At 53.6% G+C, this 17,459-nt stretch carries 17 protein-coding genes; 11 read left to right on the forward strand and 6 right to left on the reverse strand.

The window, feature by feature from the left end:
• Positions 1 to 69 precede the first annotated feature (69 nt).
• From hemA to F5984_RS08055, 8 genes are all read left to right on the forward strand, one after another.
• On the forward strand, positions 70 to 1,347 hold the full coding sequence (gene hemA, locus F5984_RS08020) for a glutamyl-tRNA reductase (protein ID WP_027303060.1): 1,278 nt from the start codon (positions 70 to 72) through the stop codon (positions 1,345 to 1,347).
• Positions 1,348 to 1,421: 74 nt separating this feature from the next.
• On the forward strand, positions 1,422 to 2,018 hold the full coding sequence (locus F5984_RS08025; RefSeq protein ID WP_152123717.1) for a DUF4230 domain-containing protein: 597 nt from the start codon (positions 1,422 to 1,424) through the stop codon (positions 2,016 to 2,018).
• A 67-nt stretch (positions 2,019 to 2,085) separates the two neighbouring features.
• Entirely contained in the window at positions 2,086 to 2,643 is a 558-nt protein-coding gene (locus F5984_RS08030) for a YqgE/AlgH family protein (RefSeq protein WP_152123718.1), read from the forward strand.
• Positions 2,644 to 2,712: 69 nt separating this feature from the next.
• Positions 2,713 to 3,312 carry a porin family protein gene (locus F5984_RS08035; RefSeq protein WP_152123719.1) on the forward strand — a complete coding sequence of 200 codons (600 nt, stop codon included), beginning with the start codon at positions 2,713 to 2,715 and terminating at the stop codon, positions 3,310 to 3,312.
• A gap of 14 nt (positions 3,313 to 3,326) precedes the next feature.
• Entirely contained in the window at positions 3,327 to 3,809 is a 483-nt protein-coding gene (locus tag F5984_RS08040; protein ID WP_152123720.1) for an NADH-quinone oxidoreductase subunit A, read from the forward strand.
• Entirely contained in the window at positions 3,806 to 4,357 is a 552-nt protein-coding gene (locus F5984_RS08045) for a hypothetical protein (RefSeq protein WP_152123721.1), read from the forward strand. Before F5984_RS08040 ends, F5984_RS08045 begins: the two co-directional genes overlap by 4 nt.
• Positions 4,358 to 4,421: 64 nt before the next feature.
• Positions 4,422 to 5,018: an NADH-quinone oxidoreductase subunit B gene (locus tag F5984_RS08050; protein WP_221412958.1), complete on the forward strand. Its 597-nt coding sequence runs from the start codon at positions 4,422 to 4,424 to the stop codon at positions 5,016 to 5,018.
• 29 nt (positions 5,019 to 5,047) lie between these two features.
• Entirely contained in the window at positions 5,048 to 5,533 is a 486-nt protein-coding gene (locus tag F5984_RS08055; RefSeq protein WP_152123722.1) for an NADH-quinone oxidoreductase subunit C, read from the forward strand.
• A gap of 227 nt (positions 5,534 to 5,760) precedes the next feature.
• Here F5984_RS08055 and F5984_RS08060 read toward each other — a convergent pair whose 3' ends face one another.
• Positions 5,761 to 7,434 carry an amidohydrolase gene (locus tag F5984_RS08060; protein ID WP_152123723.1) on the reverse strand — a complete coding sequence of 558 codons (1,674 nt, stop codon included), beginning with the start codon at positions 7,432 to 7,434 and terminating at the stop codon, positions 5,761 to 5,763.
• A gap of 219 nt (positions 7,435 to 7,653) precedes the next feature.
• Between F5984_RS08060 and F5984_RS08065 the strand changes: the two genes are divergently transcribed.
• On the forward strand, positions 7,654 to 10,086 hold the full coding sequence (locus tag F5984_RS08065) for a TonB-dependent receptor (RefSeq protein WP_152123724.1): 2,433 nt from the start codon (positions 7,654 to 7,656) through the stop codon (positions 10,084 to 10,086).
• A gap of 180 nt (positions 10,087 to 10,266) precedes the next feature.
• The gene (locus tag F5984_RS08070) at positions 10,267 to 11,490 is read left to right on the forward strand and encodes an NADP-dependent isocitrate dehydrogenase (RefSeq protein WP_152123725.1); all 1,224 of its coding nucleotides are present in this window, start codon (positions 10,267 to 10,269) and stop codon (positions 11,488 to 11,490) included.
• 80 nt (positions 11,491 to 11,570) lie between these two features.
• Here F5984_RS08070 and F5984_RS08075 read toward each other — a convergent pair whose 3' ends face one another.
• From F5984_RS08075 to F5984_RS08095, 5 genes are all read right to left on the reverse strand, one after another.
• Positions 11,571 to 12,338, reverse strand: a complete 768-nt coding sequence (locus F5984_RS08075) for a ferritin-like domain-containing protein (protein ID WP_152123726.1) — start codon at positions 12,336 to 12,338, stop codon at positions 11,571 to 11,573.
• A 12-nt stretch (positions 12,339 to 12,350) separates the two neighbouring features.
• The gene (locus tag F5984_RS08080) at positions 12,351 to 13,088 is read right to left on the reverse strand and encodes a ferritin-like domain-containing protein (protein ID WP_152123727.1); all 738 of its coding nucleotides are present in this window, start codon (positions 13,086 to 13,088) and stop codon (positions 12,351 to 12,353) included.
• A gap of 236 nt (positions 13,089 to 13,324) precedes the next feature.
• The gene (locus F5984_RS08085; RefSeq protein ID WP_152123728.1) at positions 13,325 to 14,251 is read right to left on the reverse strand and encodes an FKBP-type peptidyl-prolyl cis-trans isomerase; all 927 of its coding nucleotides are present in this window, start codon (positions 14,249 to 14,251) and stop codon (positions 13,325 to 13,327) included.
• 116 nt (positions 14,252 to 14,367) lie between these two features.
• Complete coding sequence (locus tag F5984_RS08090) at positions 14,368 to 15,426, reverse strand: MBL fold metallo-hydrolase (RefSeq protein ID WP_246168864.1); 1,059 nt, start codon at positions 15,424 to 15,426, stop codon at positions 14,368 to 14,370.
• 14 nt (positions 15,427 to 15,440) lie between these two features.
• Positions 15,441 to 16,406 carry a fasciclin domain-containing protein gene (locus F5984_RS08095; protein ID WP_152123730.1) on the reverse strand — a complete coding sequence of 322 codons (966 nt, stop codon included), beginning with the start codon at positions 16,404 to 16,406 and terminating at the stop codon, positions 15,441 to 15,443.
• 232 nt (positions 16,407 to 16,638) lie between these two features.
• On the opposite strand from F5984_RS08095, the gene F5984_RS08100 reads away from it, so the two are divergent.
• Entirely contained in the window at positions 16,639 to 17,376 is a 738-nt protein-coding gene (locus tag F5984_RS08100; protein ID WP_019989025.1) for an isoprenyl transferase, read from the forward strand.
• Positions 17,377 to 17,459: the final 83 nt, after the last annotated feature.

Here is a 17,459-nt window from a genome sequence, read left to right on the forward strand (position 1 = left end):
ATAGAGTCCCGACGTGTTTATCGTCCCATAATCATGGTGTAATTTTGTGTGGTGAAGTGATTCTGAGGTATGTTCGATAATTTTAAATCAATTAGCCTGTCCCACAAAACCGCTCCTTTGTCGGTACGCGAGCTAATTGCACTCAACGAAGAAGAGGCCAAGCGGCTGATGTTCCGCCTGCGCGACTTTTTTGGTCTAACGGAGCTTCTGGTGGTTTCGACCTGCAACCGGACGGAGGTGTATTATACCTTCGGGCAGGACCTGAACCGTGAAATTGCCCAACTGGTCCTGATTGAGAAAGGACTGACCGATACCGAGGCATACCTGCCTTATTTCCAGTTTTTTGACGATCATTTGACGGCCGTTCGCCACCTTTTCGAAGTCTGCGTTGGTTTACACTCGCAGGTAGTGGGCGACATGCAGATCCCGAATCAGGTAAAGCAGGCGTACCAATGGTCGGCCGATATGGATATGGCCGGGCCATTTCTGCACCGGCTCATGCACACGGTTTTCTTTACCAACAAGCGGGTTGCGCAGGAGACCTCATTCCGCGACGGAGCCGCGTCGGTTTCGTATGCCGCCGTCGATCTGATCGACGAGTTGGTGGGGCATCAGGCCCAACCCCGCATTCTGGTAGTTGGCTTGGGCGAGATTGGTACCGATGTTTGTAAGAACCTCGCCGATCGCGATCTCAAGAACATTACCCTCTGCAACCGTACCCGGTCGAAGGCCGAAGCCCTGGCCACGCAGTACGGTTTCCAACTGGCCGATTTTGATCAGCTCACCGCCGAACTCGAACGGGCAGATGTGATCATTTCATCGGTGCAGCGCGACGAGCCCCTATTCACGCCTGAGCTGCTGAAAGGAATCTCGGTACTGACCTACAAATATTTTATTGACCTCTCGGTGCCACGTAGCGTAGATGCCGGCATTGAGCAGATTCCGGGTGTACTGCTGTACAACATCGACCATATTCGGAACCGGGCCGACGAAGCCCTGAACCGCCGGGTGGCCTCTATCCCACAGGTTGAAGCCATTGTGGCGCAGGCTGTGGTTGAGTTTGGCGACTGGTCGAAGGAGATGATGGTATCGCCCACGATTAACAAGCTGAAAAATGCTCTGGAGCAGATTCGGCGCGAAGAAGTAGGTCGGTATCTGAAAAACATGACCCCCGAAGAGTCGGACAAAGTAGACAAGATTACGCGGGGCATTATGCAGAAAATCATTAAACTGCCGGTATTGCAACTCAAAGCTGCCTGCAAGCGGGGCGAAGCCGAAACGCTGATTGATGTGCTCAACGATTTGTTTAATCTGGAGCAGCAACCCGCCGACGCCCCTCGCAATTAATCCTGAACAAAAGTTGTTTGTTATACAGAACCCGATCCGTTACCGGTTCGGGTTTTTTATTGACCACCAATTTTATGCTCTACCGTCCATTCGCCCGCTTTTTGGTTGTTGCTCTGCTGGTTATCGGGGTACTCACGCTTTGGGAGTTTTTGCGGCCATTGCCTCTTTTCGCGCGATTTGCCCGAGGCAATCAGAACCTCGGCGGAGTAGTGCTGAAAGAGGTTACTGCACTAGGCAAACTGGAACTGGTTCGTTATACCTTTAAAGACATTGTGGAGCACAGCCAACCCCGGACCATGCTGCCCAATGCCCGTGCCGTACTGATTGTGCAGGGAGAAGCCACCGGTTGCCTCGACCTCACCCGGTTGACAGCTGCCGATATTGAAACCGGTGACACGGTGGTCGTGCATTTACCGCAACCCGAACTGTGCAACTGGAAAATCAACCACGATCAATCGAAAGTGTACGATACAGAGTACGGGTTTCTGGATGAATCGGCACTGGTAGATGGAGCCTACCAAAAGGCAGAAGCTCAAATCCGGCAGGCGGCCCTCAACAGCGGTATTCTGGCACAAACCCGACAGAACGCCGACAAAATTCTCCGGCCGATGCTCGAAAAAGTAGCGGGCAAGCCGGTTGTTCTGCGGTATACAAATACGCTCACTCGGTAAATTTTCGTTGGTGATTCAAACCCCATGACCGGCTTTTCTGTACATTACTCATTGAACCGTCCAAGCCATGAAAAAGATATCAACTGTCACCAATGGTAGCCTGCTGATTGCCGAGCCCTTTCTGGGCGACTCCAACTTCGAGCGGAGCGTGGTACTGGTATGCGAGCATAGCGATGAAGGTACATTTGGTCTGGTGCTGAACCAGACAACCAACCTGAATCTGAGCGACGTAATCGACGATGTGTACGCCGAATATCCCCTTTTTCTGGGCGGGCCGGTTCAGCAAAACACCTTACATTACCTGCATCGCCGACCCGATCTGATCGACGGTTCTATTCGGGTGGGTGAAGGACTGTTTTGGAGTGGTGATTTTGAGCAGGTAAAACAAGCCATCAACATTGGCACCCTGCCCGAGACCGATATTCGCTTTTTTGTGGGGTATTCGGGCTGGGGCGAAGGACAGTTGGAAAGCGAACTGGCCGAGAAGGCCTGGATCATTGCCCGCAGCGAAGCCCCCTTCCTCTTCGACACCCCGGCCGACCAGTTTTGGCGCGGAATCCTGAAAAGCATGGGGGGTGAGTTTAAAGCAATGGCCAACTACCCGGTTGATCCGCGTTTGAATTAACTTTTTTTAACCAATTTTGCGCCTATCAACTCGTTACAGAAAGGTCAATGACTTTTCAACTCCGTTTTCATGCGCATTTTTCGACTCCTCATTCTTTTCTTTCTGACTTGTCCTTTTCTGGCAGTAGCCCAGGAATCTAACATTTCGGGCCATTTCGGTATCAAAGCCGGTCCTTCTGTAACGACTTTGCGGGTTTCGGGGATTACCCCCAACAGCCCCCGCCGGAAGTTCGACTACCACCTGGGCGGCATGTACCGGCTACGGCTCAATCAGTTTGTGATTCAGCCCGAAGTGCTAATTAGTCTGAAAGGAGGCACGTTTGTGACTGAGCGGGTAGGTGGCCGCCAAACTACCCGCAATAACTTCAATTACCTGAGCGTGCCGGTCATGTTCGGCTATATCCCGACCGAGGGCATCACGCTACAAGTCGGCCCCGAGTTTAGCTACGCCTTCGATACACCCAATGGCCCCGGCCGCAAGCAGGACATTGGCCTTGCCGTAGGGGCTCATTACGATTTTCTGGATATGCTCGACAAGTTTAGTCTCCAGCTCCGGTACGTTTACGGTCTGAAAAACGTAGCGCCCCCCTCCGACCCGGCCCTCAACGTCGACTACCGCAACCGCGTGTTGCAATTGTCGATCGTGTACAACTTCTACAAGAAGAAATAACCTCGTTACCGCTTATGCTCTCCGATTTCGGCGTAATCTTCCTGTTTATCGTGGCCGCGTTCGCGTTCATTGGCGGGGTGTTGTTTCTGGCCAGTTTTCTACGGCCCGATCGTCCAAATCCAGAGAAATTAAGCACCTACGAATCGGGCGAAGAACCCATCGGCAACGCCAGTGTTCAGTTCAACGCCCGGTTCTACGTGGTGGCCCTTATTTTTGTCCTGTTCGATGTCGAGCTGGTTTTTCTGTTTCCGTGGGCCACGGTATTCGGGCAGCGTAACCTCATCGCCCAAACCGATGGTCTGTGGGGCTGGTTTGCCCTGACCGAAGCCTTTCTATTCGTAGGACTATTGGCCCTGGGGCTAGCCTACGCCTGGGCCAAGGGTTACCTCGACTGGGTGAAACCACAACCTCAGCTTCCAACTACCGATTCTAAGGTACCTCCCTCGTTGTATGGGCAGGTCAATGAGAAGTACAGTAGCAGCCGCCCAAAATCATGATTCGGCTCATCGGCTCAGTTTTGGTTTCCGTGTCGCTATCGTCATTCGCCCTGGCACAACGGACTTCAACACCTACCTATCAGGCGATTGTGTACCTGGCCGATGGCGGTCGGGTTCGGGGCACACCCGATGAGGTAATCAACGGTTCGCTCACGTTTGTTCTTTCTGACCCACTCTATTTTCGGGGAACACGCCTGAACTCCTACATCGTACCGCTCGATCAGGTGCAGCGGGTGGTCATCCGGCGGATCGATAAACGTCGGTCTATCCGGGCGGGGGCACTCATCGGCACCGCTCTGGGAGGGTATCTGGCGTACCAGAGTAGTCAGAAAAGTGCGTTCCGTTCGCCGGTTATGGGTGGGCTTTCCATTGCACTGTCGGCAGCCACGCTCGGAGCATCAGGGGCTTTCCTGGGCTCGGTACTGGGCGGAGCCACCCGGCAGCAGATTCGCCCGCCCGACACCGACGACCGCGTACTCAGCCTGGAACGGCAATTACGCCCCTTCACGCGGGCGTATGCCGAAGACCCGCCGTTTCGGGAGCAATAATTCTCGCGGCCCAAACAGAACGTTTTGCCTTTCGGCTGGCGTTATTTTTCAAAACAACGAGCTCATGACCTCCTCTGCGCCAAACCAGAAAACTGCCGATCCCGGTGTTATGCTGATGCACTCCGAAGACCTCCTCAACTGGTCGCGGGCGTCGTCGTTATGGCCGTTGACGTTTGGGCTGGCCTGCTGCGCCATTGAGATGATGCAGTCGATGGCGTCGAGTTACGACCTGGAACGTTTCGGAATTTTCCCCCGTCCTTCGCCCCGGCAGGCTGATATTATGATTATTTCGGGCACGGTGACCTACAAAATGGCCGACCGGATTCGGCGGCTGTATGAGCAAATGGCCGAACCCCGGTATGTGATCTCGATGGGGTCGTGCAGCAACTGCGGAGGTCCTTACTGGCAACACGGTTACCATGTGGTAAAGGGTGTGGATAAAATTATCCCGGTAGATGTGTATGTGCCGGGCTGTCCCCCGCGCCCCGAAGCGCTGATTGACGGTTTTCTGAAGTTACAGGAAAAGATAAAACAGGAGAAGCCACTCACGGGTGCCCCATCGGCCCCGCAAGCTGCCTCAACGCCCGATCAACCCACGGAAGAGACATTGTCGGCCGAACCGCAACCCGTCCCCGACGCACCAGCCCCCACGGCCAGCTGATTCGACTGCACTTTACCCGTTCAAACCCCATGACGTTTCCCGAACTTGTCGATCTGATTCAGCCCCGTTTTCCGGTTACGGTCAACAGCACGAATGCGCAACCTTACCTGAATGTTGAGCCCAATCAGTTAATCGGGTTGTGTACGTTTCTGCGCGACGACGAGAACCTATTTTTCGACCAACTGGCCTGCCTTACTGCCATTGACAACGGCCCCCAGGCCGACACGATGGAGGTTTTTTACAACTTCACGTCGATTCCGTACGAGCACACGCTCATGGTTCGAGTGCAGTTACCCCGCCATACCACAACCGGGCAGTTACCCGAACTTCCTACACTGAGCCACCTTTGGCGCACTGCCGACTGGCACGAGCGCGAAGCCTTCGATCTGGTTGGTATCCGGTTCACCAACCACCCCGACCTGCGCCGAATTTTGCTCCCCACAGACTGGGAGGGGCATCCGCTCCGTACCGATTATGTCGAGCCGGATTTTTATCACGGCATCTCGAATAAATAAGTTTACCTCTATAACTAAATAGGCTGACCGATGCATCGGTCAGCCTATTTAGTTATTTACGCGAGTCATGGACGATATGCATTACAAATATCTGTACCATAAATAGTTGCTGACGCATGGGCCTTCGACGGGCTCAGGCTGACCTGCGACTCTTGAGCTCATAGTCAGCTTGAGCCTGTCGAAAGCCCACGCGTCAGCTATCTTCCTTCACGTTCGTTTAGCCCCAATTATTTCCCTTTACTCTCCTGTTGCTTCAGAGCCGCCCGTTGATCGTCGCGCAGGGTTGGGTACTGAATACCCAGTTGTTCCAGATAGGTTTTGTACTTCGAGGGGTCGTAGTAAAACGGTTTTAGTTTCGGCTTAAACTCAGCCATGATTTTCTGGTTGAGATACGTTGCCGGGAACTCCTTGGGAGAAATCAGGGGTGTGTATTTCTGCTCTTTCGTTTGCTCATCCTTATAATAAGCCCAAGCATTTTGGATAATCTCGGGCTTCAGCAACAAATCAATCAGAGTCATAGCCTCTACTTTGGCCCCCGCCACAATGCCCTTGTGTGCAATGGGTGTCGCCATTGAAATGGCATTGCTCCAGTGATGACCCGGCAGATCGGGAATGTTGCTTGGGTAGCGGAGTACCACCGTTGGTAGCGACCACGAAATATCGGCAATATCATCGGAGCCGGCGTTTGAATTGAGCGTAGCGCCCCCCATCATACGAGTCGGCGGAGCCAATTCGGCCGGTAAGCCAATGGTATCAAGCTTGGTGGCCAGTCCTTTTATGTTGAGGGCCTGTAGCTCCATCTGACTCGCTTTAGCCAGCAACTGATCTTCCTCCGACCAACTTGGTAACCCCACCTGCCGAATATTCTTATACATCGCTTCGGCAATGGGTCGGTTAAAATGCCCCGGCCAGGCCGACCCCAAAATCTCGTAGGTAAACTTAGTATCGGTCATTAAAGCAGCCCCTTCGGCCATCTTGACGCCTGTTTCGAAAAGCTTCTTGATTTTGGGGTAGCTCCGCTCCCGGAAGTAGTACCATACGGCCGCTTTAGACGGAACCACGTTTGGCTGATCGCCCCCGTCGGCAATGACATAGTGTGAACGTTGGCTCAACTCCAGATGCTCACGCCGGAAATTCCAGCCGATATTCATCAGTTCGACGGCATCGAGCGCACTTTTACCCCGCCAGGGCGCTCCGGCCGCGTGAGCCGCCGACCCTTCAAACGTAAACTTGACCGACACCAGCCCGTTGTTGCCCGCATCGCCCCACGACACGTTCAGGTTGTTGCCCACATGGGTGAAAATGCAGGCATCCACGTTTTTGAAATAGCCATCGCGCACATAAAATGCCTTCGCCCCCACAAGTTCTTCGGCTACGCCCGGCCAAATCATGAGCGTCCCCGGAATCTTATCGCGCTCCATGAGTTGTTTCACGGCCAACGCGGCTACAATGTTGAGGGCCTGCCCCGAATTATGTCCTTCACCATGACCGGGTGCCCCTTCCACAATCGGGTCTTTGTAGGCAACGCCCGGTTTCTGGCTCGCTTTCGGGATACAGTCAACGTCGGAGCCGATAGCAATCACGGGCTTTCCGCTGCCCCAGGTAGCAATCCAGGCAGTAGGCATCCCCGAAACGCCTTTCTGAACGGTGAACCCTTCTTTTTCGAGAAGGCTGGTCAGATACGTAAAGGTTTCTTCTTCCTGAAATCCCAATTCCGAAAAACTAAACAGCTGATCGTTTATTTGCTGCGCTTGTACTTTCCGGGCTTCAACAGCCGCAACGGCTTCCAGCTTCAGTTTTTCGACCGGATCTTTTGAAGAGATCACCTTCTTTTTCTGCCCGACTGATACGCCAGGTAACAACACCATAACGCACAACAAAGGCCAATATAGCTTTTTCATTGCTTCCAAATTTTATAGGGTTTTCAATCTTTTTGATACTACGTTATTCGAGTAAAAATAGGTTTTCCAACACAAAACCTACCCTTTTATCCGATTTATCACGCCAGCCATCTTAATCCTTATGGGTTCTCCCAACGATTTATTAATAATTTGTCTAAATAAATATTGATTACCAACTCCACCTATCTACCTTTGTTCTGTTTATAACAATTCTAAACAATGCGGGCTATATATACTTTTACCTTCCTCTTTGTATCCCTATTTTGGCTAAGCGTCTCTCCGGCTTCTTCGCAGGTAGCAGGTGCCATTCGAGGTGTCGTAACCAGCAGCGATGGCAAACCGGCCGCGTTTGTCAACGTAGAGCTAAAGGAGATACAGAAGGGCGCCACTACGGCAGAAGACGGTTCTTTTTTACTCAGAAATATTGCCCCAGGGTCCTACACACTGCGCACAAGCTACGTGGGTCTGCAACCGCAGGAGGTTACCATCACCGTAACGGCCGGTCAGGCGACGCCGATTACACTTGCCCTGACCGAAAGCACTGCCCAATTGCGCGAAGTGGTCGTGACGGGATACAACAAAACCGTTTCGGTTGGGAAAGCCGGGACTACCCCGCTCGACATGCCGCAGATGAGCGGGATTGTCAATCGGGTGGTCCTCGAAAATCAACAGATTTCACGGCTGGGCGATGCCATCAAAAACGTTAGTGGAGTGTCGCTGACGCAACAGCGGGGTGGGGTTGCCGAAACGTTTTCGGCGCGCGGATACAGCATTGGTATTGCCGGAGCCGCCGGCAGCATCTTCAAAAACGGTACGATTACCAACTCGGCGGGTTTCCCCGAAGCCAGTACCCTCGAATCGGTGGAGGTGCTTAAGGGAAGCGCAGCCCTGCTCTACGGCAATGTTTCGGGAGGCTTAATTATCAACATGGTTACCAAAAAGCCGAAATTCACATCCGGGGGCGAGGTATCGATGCGGTACGGGAGCTACAACCTCTACAAACCCATTGTTGATGTATATGGACCCATCAGCAAGAATCTGGCGTATCGGGTAGTGGGTACGTACGAGAAGGCCGATAGCTACCGGGATGTGGTAAAAACCGAGCGGCTGTACGTAAACCCTTCGCTGCTGTACAAGCTGGGCCAGAAAACAACGATACTCCTACAGGGCGACTACCTCAAATCGAACCTGACGCCCGACAACGGTGTGGGTGCCCTCAACGCCAACCAGGACGCCGTTATTCCGACCAATATCCCCCGGTCGCGGTTTATCAACACCCGCTGGGCGTACAACAACCTGGAGCAAACGAGCGGCTCGGTCAATGTAGACCACAGCTTCAGCGACCGTTGGAAACTGAACCTCATCACATCGGCGCAAAGCACGCTGGTGAGTGCCTACGGGGCCGGGGTTCCCAACAACAACGTGTTGCCGAACGGTGACTGGAGCCGCCAACTGAGCCGCACCAAAACCGAAGAATACAATTACACGGGCCAACTGAACCTGAATGGACGGTTCAGCACGGGCGGCATTGGGCATCAGGTGCTGGTAGGAACTGACTTGATCCAGATCAGCAGCGTAAGCAACTCGTTTACTATAACCAGCAACGGGGTGGGCGTAACCACCTACGACAAAATCAATATCCTTGACCCGGCCAAGTACGAAGCCCGGACTGATATTCCTACGGCTACCGCCATCAGCCAAACTACGGCCCCCTCGTTCCGGTTTGGCGCGTACGTACAGGATTTAATCAGCCTCAGCACAAAGTTTAAGGTACTGGCGGGCTTACGGTGGTCGTACCAGAAAACCGGACAAACGTCTATTCTGAACCTCCGTAACCAGACTACAACCCCTGGCCCGGCAGCCACTCGCTACGACCGGGCCTTCTCGCCAAAGGTTGCCGTGCTTTACCAACCCACCACCAGCAATACGGTCTTTGCGAGCTACGCCAATAACTTCCTTATCAATACGGGAGTCGATGTGTACGGGCAGGCCCTGGCGCCGTCGATCGTCGATCAGTTTGAAGCCGGGATAAAAAATGAGCTGTTCAACGGGCGGTTTACGGCCAACTTGGGCGTGTACAGGATCATCAACAGCAACTTTGCGCAGATAGCCCCGTTCAAACTCGATGGTACGCCCAATACCGATACCAACGTGCGCGAATTGACCGGCCAAACCACAAGCGACGGTTTGGAGATCGATTTCACGGGCAACCTCTCGAAAAACTTTTTCTTTATCACCGGCTACGGCTACAACTACATGCGGTACACCCGCAGTGCCAACGTGAAAGGGGCACCCGTTCTGGGCGAGCGGCTCACCAACAACCCCGCCCACACAGCCAACGCTACGGTGTTCTACACGCTTGACCGCACGGTGCTACGGGGGCTGAAACTTGGTGCATCGGCTTTTTACACGGGCGCGCGGTTCGGCGGCAACAACAATACAGTGGGCCAAACGCCCGCATTCAGCCGACTGATACCTCTGAACGGCTTTACCACCTTCGACCTCACGGCCGGGTACACCTACCAGCACGTGTCGCTGCTGGTAAAGGTTTCGAACCTGACCAATACCCTGAACTACCTCATTCACGACCGGTACAGCATCATGCCCATTCCGCCCCGGCAGTTGCTCACCACGCTGACCTACAAATTTTAACCACACTACCTTAACCCGTTTGCAGCAGGCTCCGACTCCGGTCAGGGGCCTGTTGTCATTTAGTGCCGACTTTAGCCGGAGGTTGGCGGGTCTGCCTTTGATTCACTACTTTTGCACCGCACAGGCAACCCCTGCCTGACGATTTTTTGCTTCGTTCCCAATTCTTTATAAACAATTCGCATGGAAAAAATTAAGGTGGCGAATCCGGTTGTCGAACTGGATGGCGACGAAATGACCCGCATCATCTGGAAGTTCATTAAGGACAAGCTGATTCTGCCTTATGTTGACGTTGATATTAAATACTACGACCTGGGTATTGAATACCGCGACGAAACGAACGATCAGGTAACGATCGATGCGGCCAACGCGATCAAAGAATACGGCGTAGGTATCAAGTGTGCGACCATCACCCCCGACGAAGCCCGCGTAAAGGAGTTCGGTCTGAAGCAGATGTGGAAGTCGCCCAACGGCACAATCCGCAACATTCTGGACGGTACCGTATTCCGCGAGCCTATCGTTATGAACAACGTACCCCGCCTGGTAACCAACTGGACGGCCCCCATCATCGTTGGTCGTCACGCATTTGGTGATCAGTACCGCGCTACCGATTTTCTGGTACCAGGCGCTGGTAAGCTGACCATGAAGTTCGAAGGCGAAGACGGCACCGTGCAGGAATATGAAGTGTTCAACTTCAAAGGGGCTGGTGTGGCTATGGGTATGTACAACGTCGACGAGTCGATTCGTGGATTTGCCAAAGCCTGTTTCAACATGGGTCTGCAAAAAGGCTGGCCGGTGTACCTCTCAACGAAGAACACCATCCTGAAAAAATACGACGGCCGTTTCAAAGACATCTTCCAGGAGGTTTACGACGCCGAGTTTAAAGACAAAGGTGTTCAGTACGAGCACCGTCTGATCGACGACATGGTGGCCTCGGCCCTGAAGTGGGAAGGTAACTTTGTGTGGGCTTGTAAGAACTACGACGGCGACGTACAGTCGGATACCGTAGCGCAGGGCTTTGGCTCACTCGGCCTGATGACGTCGGTACTGGTTACGCCCGATGGCAACACTATGGAAGCCGAAGCCGCCCACGGTACCGTAACCCGGCACTACCGCGAGTACCAGAAAGGCAACAAAACCTCAACCAACCCGATTGCTTCTATCTACGCCTGGACCCGCGGTCTGGCGTTCCGGGGCAAGCTGGACAACAATCAGCCCCTGATCGACTTCGCCGATGCACTGGAGCAAGTGTGCGTAGAGGTTGTGGAAAGCGGCAAGATGACCAAAGACCTGGCCCTGTCGGCATTCCCGGCGGGTACCAAGCTGGTTGCTGGTGAGCACTACCTGTATACCGAAGACTTCCTCGAAGCCCTCGACGCAGCGTTGCAAGCCAAACTGTCGGCATAAGCCACCCGGTTTTATCCGAAAAAAGGCAGCTCCCGACCGGGAGCTGCCTTTTTTATGGACAGACAAAATCGGATTGCCTATTAGCGTACAAACTGCAGCGCAATAGCCAGCACCTGATCTTTGGTCAGTGGCTCATCAAAAGCCTCCGTAACACCCATAGCCGATACACCCGAGATACCGGGCACATCTACTTCGCGCTCACGAGTGGCCTGCTCACCGGCATATACCGCACCGGGGAAACCTTCCATACCCGAGATCCAGCCCTTCATACCCCGCAGCACACGAACACGGGCCGCATGGCGTGCCTCTACCGAGTGAATCCGGAGGGCGGTTTCGAGTACAGGGTCCTGGCCAATGTTAGCGACCTGACCTTTGTAGGCCCGAACACCCGTATCTTCAAACGCCTGGGCCAGAGCCGTAAACGTCTGATAGTTGGAGAATACCGTTGGGAAAGCTCCTTTAGCCGTAAAGTCAAAGTTGGGCTTCGGGTCGGCAGCAGCACCAAGGGCAGTACGCAGCAGCGCTACGTGCGAAGCCTCATGTTTGCTGATCTGCGCGAAAATGGGCCGATCCTGAGCCGGAATCAGACCCGGTGTGTTCAGGCCAAGCCGGTAAAACTCGTCTTCCAGGTATTCCAGCACCAGAGCGAACTTGAGTACCTCGACCGTACGGTCGGGCATCGACTGCCCGTAGGCTTTGTTGATGGATGAAGCAACGGCCAGCGGAGCAGCTACCAGAGCCGCTTTTTTTCCGAAGCTAAACAACTGACGGCGTGAAACGTGCTTCACGCGATCGTAGATCTCAGGATCTACGTTTTCTAAAGCATTGAATAAGTTTTGCAGATTCATGTCTGTCCGGGATTACATGGTTGGGAGATTGTTGGCCGTAATAGTCTGTACGACAAATGGCTGTGCAGCCGCCAGAACGGTACCTGGCATGTTGACTACGTCGAGGCCCGTATCGCTTGTTACCACATCATCACCGGCAAACGACGTTGTAAATGGAGCCAGCAATTCGCGAATGATGGCTGCATGACGCGCTTCTACCGAAACAATTTTACCCGCCGTCGACAGGTTCAGGGGGCTGCTCAGCAGCTTACCCGCCCCGTTGTAGGCCGACACTCCGAGGTCTTCAAACGTGCGGGCAGTGCTCAGTACACTAGCCCGGTCATTAAAGTTGATGGCACCAAAATTGGCGGATAAAGCCGGAATAGCTGCAGCACCCAAAGCCGCCCGGAAAAAATCGCGGTGTGCTTTTTCGTGGTCCCGAATATCGGTCAGAATCATGCGCTCCATGTTGCTCATTCCCGCAAAGGGCGTAGCAATCACCTGCGCATAAAAAGCGTACTCCAACTGTTCGAGGGCATAGGCGTAGTTGAGGATACCCACATCGCCCGACCCCAGGTCGATAGATCCGTCGGCAGCAACCCGGGCGCCCGTTCCTTCGCCCAGTGTAGAGGGCTCCATCGCTGCATTCTCGCAGGCGGCCAGAATAGTGGTTGCTGTAGCCGCCGAGAAGCCCGCATAGCGTAAAAACCGACGACGGCTATCCGAATCCACCGTCTTGGACCGGATAAGTAGATTGGTTTTGTTTTCCATAAACGAAAAGATGATAAGTAAGGCCAACCGTGTATCAGCTAGCTGCCCATACCAACGGAATAGTTTCGCACATGGATTTTTTTAACTTACGAAAAAGCCGATTTCGTGATCTTTCCTGATTGAACGGCCCAAACGTGAACACATAAAACAAAAAAAGGAGACTAATGCCTCCTTTTTTCATATTTCAATAACAGGAAGTACAATTACCCACTACTATGTAATGTGTAACCGTATAACTACTTAGTCCCCAGAACGCTTATGTCAAAGCGGAGCGGACTGTAGGGAAGAACAACGAATTGACCACTCGCGTTGCGGGACCCCTGCGTTCCGTATCCGAGCGTAGACGGGAAGATAATCGTTGCTTTTTCGCCAACCCGCATCTGAAGTACACCTTCTGTAAAGCCAGTAATGAACGGATCGCGGCCGACCACAAACGAGAATGAGCCATCCGTTACTTTGTCGAAGGGCGTCAGTGAGCGCAGGCCCAATCCCGAATAGTTAAGCGTAACCGACTGTCCGGCCGTGATCGAAGCTCCCGTCGGATTGGTTACGGTTTTAATAATACGCAACCCAGTGGGCGTTTGCACTGCTGTGGGAGGAGCCGTCAGTGAGAGCGAACTTGTCAGCGCCGTAGAGCTCAAATAATTCGTGATCTGCTGATCCTCAGTAAGGGAACTTACGAGCTTCACGTCCATCCGAATCGGGGTGTTACCTGCCACCGGGGGCGAGGTTTGCCCCTGGCTTCCGTACGCCAGATGCGACGGAATAAGCAACCGGGCCGTTTCGCCCACACGCATGTACGAAAGACCCTCCTGCAGGCCCGGCAGCAACACGTTCAACCCAAACGTAAACGAAGGCAGCTGACTTGCTTTGGAGCTATCGAGAGCCTGATCTGCCAGGTTATAAAGCACGTACGAAAACGTCACCTCTTCGCCAACCGACGGCAGTTTCGAAGTCGGTGTTGGGTTCAGAATGACATAATGAAGCCCCGACGCCGACATACTGTAGCTGGTCGCGTTGGACTGCTTGGTAATGTACTGACGGATGCTGGCGTCATTGTCGGCTGCCACCTGATTGGAGTCCACAAAATCGTTGGACATGCAGGAAATCAGGCCGATCGAACACAGCAACGCAACCAGCGGAAATACAAAAAAACGATTCATTGATTAAACGTTATGATTTAGCAGACAGACCCCAACAAAGGCCCTCTGCAACTAAATACGTATTCAGGACCCGTTTTAATGCAAAAGGGTTGGCATCCGGGGAAAACTTTTGTCAATTAGTCGACAGTCAGACCTTCTCCATTTCGCAACACCCGAAACTTGGCCGGGTCAATCTGATGCTGGCGCAGTGCCTTCTGGAGTTGTTCAACGGGCTCCTCCTCACCATCGTCAGCCAACGGAAACGTACCAAAATGGATAGCCACACTTTGCTCCGATCGGACATCTTTATGGAGCTGCACGGCCTGCTCGGGCGACACGTGAATGGGGGCCATAAACCACTCCGGCTTAAAGGCGCCGATGGGCACCAACGCCAGTCGAAACGGACCAAACTGCTCACCAGTCGTTTTCAGGAACGGCCCGTATCCAGTATCGCCCACAAAGTAGAGCTTACCGGCCACTTTACTATCAATCACAAAGCCCGCCCACAGGCTCGCGTTCCGGTCGAACAGGCCCCGGCCTGAGAAATGCTGGGCCGGTACGCAGTGAATCGTGGTATTGGCATCGAACATATACGCCTGTCGCCAGTCGAGTTCGGTTACTTTTTCGTAGCCTTTTTGTTCCAGAAACGCTTTCACGCCCAACGGACAAACGAGCCGGGGCTGGTCGCGGGCCCAGATTTTCTCCACCGTCCCAATGTCCAGATGGTCCCAGTGATTATGACTCAGCAGAATCAGGTCGATTTTGGGCAGATCCTCGAACCGGATTCCGGGCGGACGGTTCCGCTTGGGGCCCGCAAACTGAAACGGACTCACCCGTTCGTACCAAACCGGGTCGGTAAGCACATTCAGACCATCAAACTGTAGCAGTACAGTGGAGTGGTTCACAAACGTAACCCGCACCGAATCGCCCCCCACGCGTGGCGCGGGCGCCGGGGCGGGTGGGTCGTTATGATACGCGGGCCAGGGCTCCGTACGCTCCCGTGTGAAGAGCCAGCTAATCACCTCCCGGAACCCCTTAGCCTCAACCGGTTTGCCGTCTGCATCGGGTAGGTTACGGAACTCACGTCCGTCGAAATGATCGGTTATTGGCCCACTGTACCGGGGTCCCGATACCCAAAAGCCCATTCCTACCGCTCCCAGAGCGATGATGATAACAACTCCCAGTAATGTCAACATGCTATTGCGGAAGGTCATGGGCGAAGCACCTGACTAACCACATGGATGAGTCCGTTGTTGGTGATGATATCGGCCCGTTTAATGGTTGCCGGGCTCGTATTCTGGTTTCCCTTCACGGTGGGGACATTGTTGGTGATGGCAATGGTGAGCCGTGCCGAAGCCGGATTGAGGGTACTAAGCTGCCCGGCCGCCAGTTGATCAGAAAACAGCAGCCCGTTGGTAGCATGGTAGCTGAGCAGGCTCGTCAGCGCCGTCAGCGTAGCTCCGTTGATAGCCGCCAGCGACGTGTACGGCGAACCAGCAGCCGTGAAGGCCGCATTGTCGGGCACGAAGAGCGTAACCGGCCCGTTGGGCGAGTTGGTCGCACTCAGGAGAGCGGTTAACTGCGGAATCCGGTTAATGGCCGCCACCACAAGCGAAAAGTTGGCCGGATCGGCCTGCAACGCGCTCAGAATGTTGTTGGCGGGCGGCAGCAACACCCGGTCGATGGTGTGCACAATGCCGTTGGCTACTTCCTGATCGGCCTTAACCACCCGCGCTCCGTTGATAGTGACGCCCGTGGCGCTTCCGCTGCTGATGCGCGAAATGTAGGCCGTGCTACCTTCTACCGACTGTACCGGCGTGTTAGCCCCCAGTTGCGGGGCATCGGACTTCACAATACCGTTGAACAGATGGTATTTCACAATTCGCTCCAGCTGGGCTACGGGGGCATTGTTAACGGCCGCAATGTCGGCAAAGCCAGCCGCTTTGAAAGCGTCATCGTTCGGGGCAAATACCGTCAGGTTGGTGGCTTTGAGTGCGTCCGATAAGTTGGCCCGTTGCACGGCGGCACGCAGCAGGCTAAACGAGGCATCTTGCCCGATCAGTTCACTAACCGACTTAGGGGTAGCCTCTTCGGTGCTTTTATCGCAGCCGATCAAACAGCCAAGCACCAGTAACAGGCTCAGCACAGAACTCCAGACGCGCAGGGTAGAACGCATAATTGTTAGGTTGTTTTCGGTTATAAGCCACTTCTAACAAAAAAGATGCTAAGAGGGCCCAAATTTGTGTAACCCGCTAAAAAAAGGCCAAAGAAACGAATTCTCTATTTATTCAGTAGTGAAATCTCCTGTTTCAATTGGTCGTACATTTGTGTACTTTTGCCCTTTCATTTTCAGCGCCTAATAAACGGCGTAACAGCTTGTTAAATTATCTTAAAAGTAGGGTTTCTGCATGGAGGAACACATTGATCCCAGCAATCTGCCACAGCACATAGCCGTTATCATGGATGGAAACGGACGCTGGGCCAAGAAGCAGGGAGCTGCCCGGGTATTTGGCCATCGTAACGCCATACAGGCAGTACGGGAGGTAACAGAAGGATGCGCTGAGTTGGGTGTTAAATACCTGACTCTGTACGCCTTTTCGACCGAAAACTGGAACCGCCCCAAGTTAGAGGTTGACGCCCTCATGCAGTTGCTGGTTCATACGATTCGGGGAGAAATGAAAACCCTGATGAAAAATAACGTTCGGCTCAGTACCATCGGGAATACGGAAAGCCTGCCCAAAGACTGCCAGCGAGAGCTACAGGAAGCCATGCAGGCAACCGAAGCCAATACCGGCCTGACGTTGGTGTTGGCCCTGAGCTACAGCGGACGTTGGGAGATTCTGGAAGCCGTACGGCAAATTGCGACCGAAGCCCAGCAGGGAACGCTCTCGCCCGATAGTATCACGGAAGAGACGTTTGGAAACTACCTGACTACCCGCAACATGCCCGACCCGGAACTGATGATCCGGACGAGTGGCGAAATGCGGATCAGTAACTTCCTGCTCTGGCAATTGGCGTATTCGGAATTGTACATGCCGGATGTGCTTTGGCCCGATTTCCGAAAGAACCATTTGTACGAAGCTATTCTGAGTTACCAGCGCCGGGAGCGCCGTTTTGGCAAAACCAGCGAACAACTTGTAAAATGAGTTTTCAGTTTTCAGTTTGTCGTTTTCAGTGCTCCTGCTTCGAGAGCCCTGCTGATGCACATGCTGAGCCTGTAAACAGCAAA

The sequence above is a fragment of the Rudanella paleaurantiibacter genome (genome assembly GCF_009184635.1).
GTDB classification, from domain to species: domain Bacteria; phylum Bacteroidota; class Bacteroidia; order Cytophagales; family Spirosomataceae; genus Rudanella; species Rudanella paleaurantiibacter.

Excerpts from the sequence above, each read along its gene's own strand:
- hemA (WP_027303060.1), top strand. The coding sequence starts at position 70 with ATGTTCGATAATTTTAAATCAATTAGCCTGTCCCACAAAACCGCTCCT.
- F5984_RS08025 (WP_152123717.1), top strand. The coding sequence starts at position 1,422 with ATGCTCTACCGTCCATTCGCCCGCTTTTTGGTTGTTGCTCTGCTGGTT.
- F5984_RS08030 (WP_152123718.1), top strand. The coding sequence starts at position 2,086 with ATGAAAAAGATATCAACTGTCACCAATGGTAGCCTGCTGATTGCCGAG.
- F5984_RS08035 (WP_152123719.1), top strand. The coding sequence starts at position 2,713 with ATGCGCATTTTTCGACTCCTCATTCTTTTCTTTCTGACTTGTCCTTTT.
- F5984_RS08040 (WP_152123720.1), top strand. The coding sequence starts at position 3,327 with ATGCTCTCCGATTTCGGCGTAATCTTCCTGTTTATCGTGGCCGCGTTC.
- F5984_RS08045 (WP_152123721.1), top strand. The coding sequence starts at position 3,806 with ATGATTCGGCTCATCGGCTCAGTTTTGGTTTCCGTGTCGCTATCGTCA.
- F5984_RS08050 (WP_221412958.1), top strand. The coding sequence starts at position 4,422 with ATGACCTCCTCTGCGCCAAACCAGAAAACTGCCGATCCCGGTGTTATG.
- F5984_RS08055 (WP_152123722.1), top strand. The coding sequence starts at position 5,048 with ATGACGTTTCCCGAACTTGTCGATCTGATTCAGCCCCGTTTTCCGGTT.
- F5984_RS08060 (WP_152123723.1), bottom strand. The coding sequence starts at position 7,434 with ATGAAAAAGCTATATTGGCCTTTGTTGTGCGTTATGGTGTTGTTACCT.
- F5984_RS08065 (WP_152123724.1), top strand. The coding sequence starts at position 7,654 with ATGCGGGCTATATATACTTTTACCTTCCTCTTTGTATCCCTATTTTGG.
- F5984_RS08070 (WP_152123725.1), top strand. The coding sequence starts at position 10,267 with ATGGAAAAAATTAAGGTGGCGAATCCGGTTGTCGAACTGGATGGCGAC.
- F5984_RS08075 (WP_152123726.1), bottom strand. The coding sequence starts at position 12,338 with ATGAATCTGCAAAACTTATTCAATGCTTTAGAAAACGTAGATCCTGAG.
- F5984_RS08080 (WP_152123727.1), bottom strand. The coding sequence starts at position 13,088 with ATGGAAAACAAAACCAATCTACTTATCCGGTCCAAGACGGTGGATTCG.
- F5984_RS08085 (WP_152123728.1), bottom strand. The coding sequence starts at position 14,251 with ATGAATCGTTTTTTTGTATTTCCGCTGGTTGCGTTGCTGTGTTCGATC.
- F5984_RS08090 (WP_246168864.1), bottom strand. The coding sequence starts at position 15,426 with ATGTTGACATTACTGGGAGTTGTTATCATCATCGCTCTGGGAGCGGTA.
- F5984_RS08095 (WP_152123730.1), bottom strand. The coding sequence starts at position 16,406 with ATGCGTTCTACCCTGCGCGTCTGGAGTTCTGTGCTGAGCCTGTTACTG.
- F5984_RS08100 (WP_019989025.1), top strand. The coding sequence starts at position 16,639 with ATGGAGGAACACATTGATCCCAGCAATCTGCCACAGCACATAGCCGTT.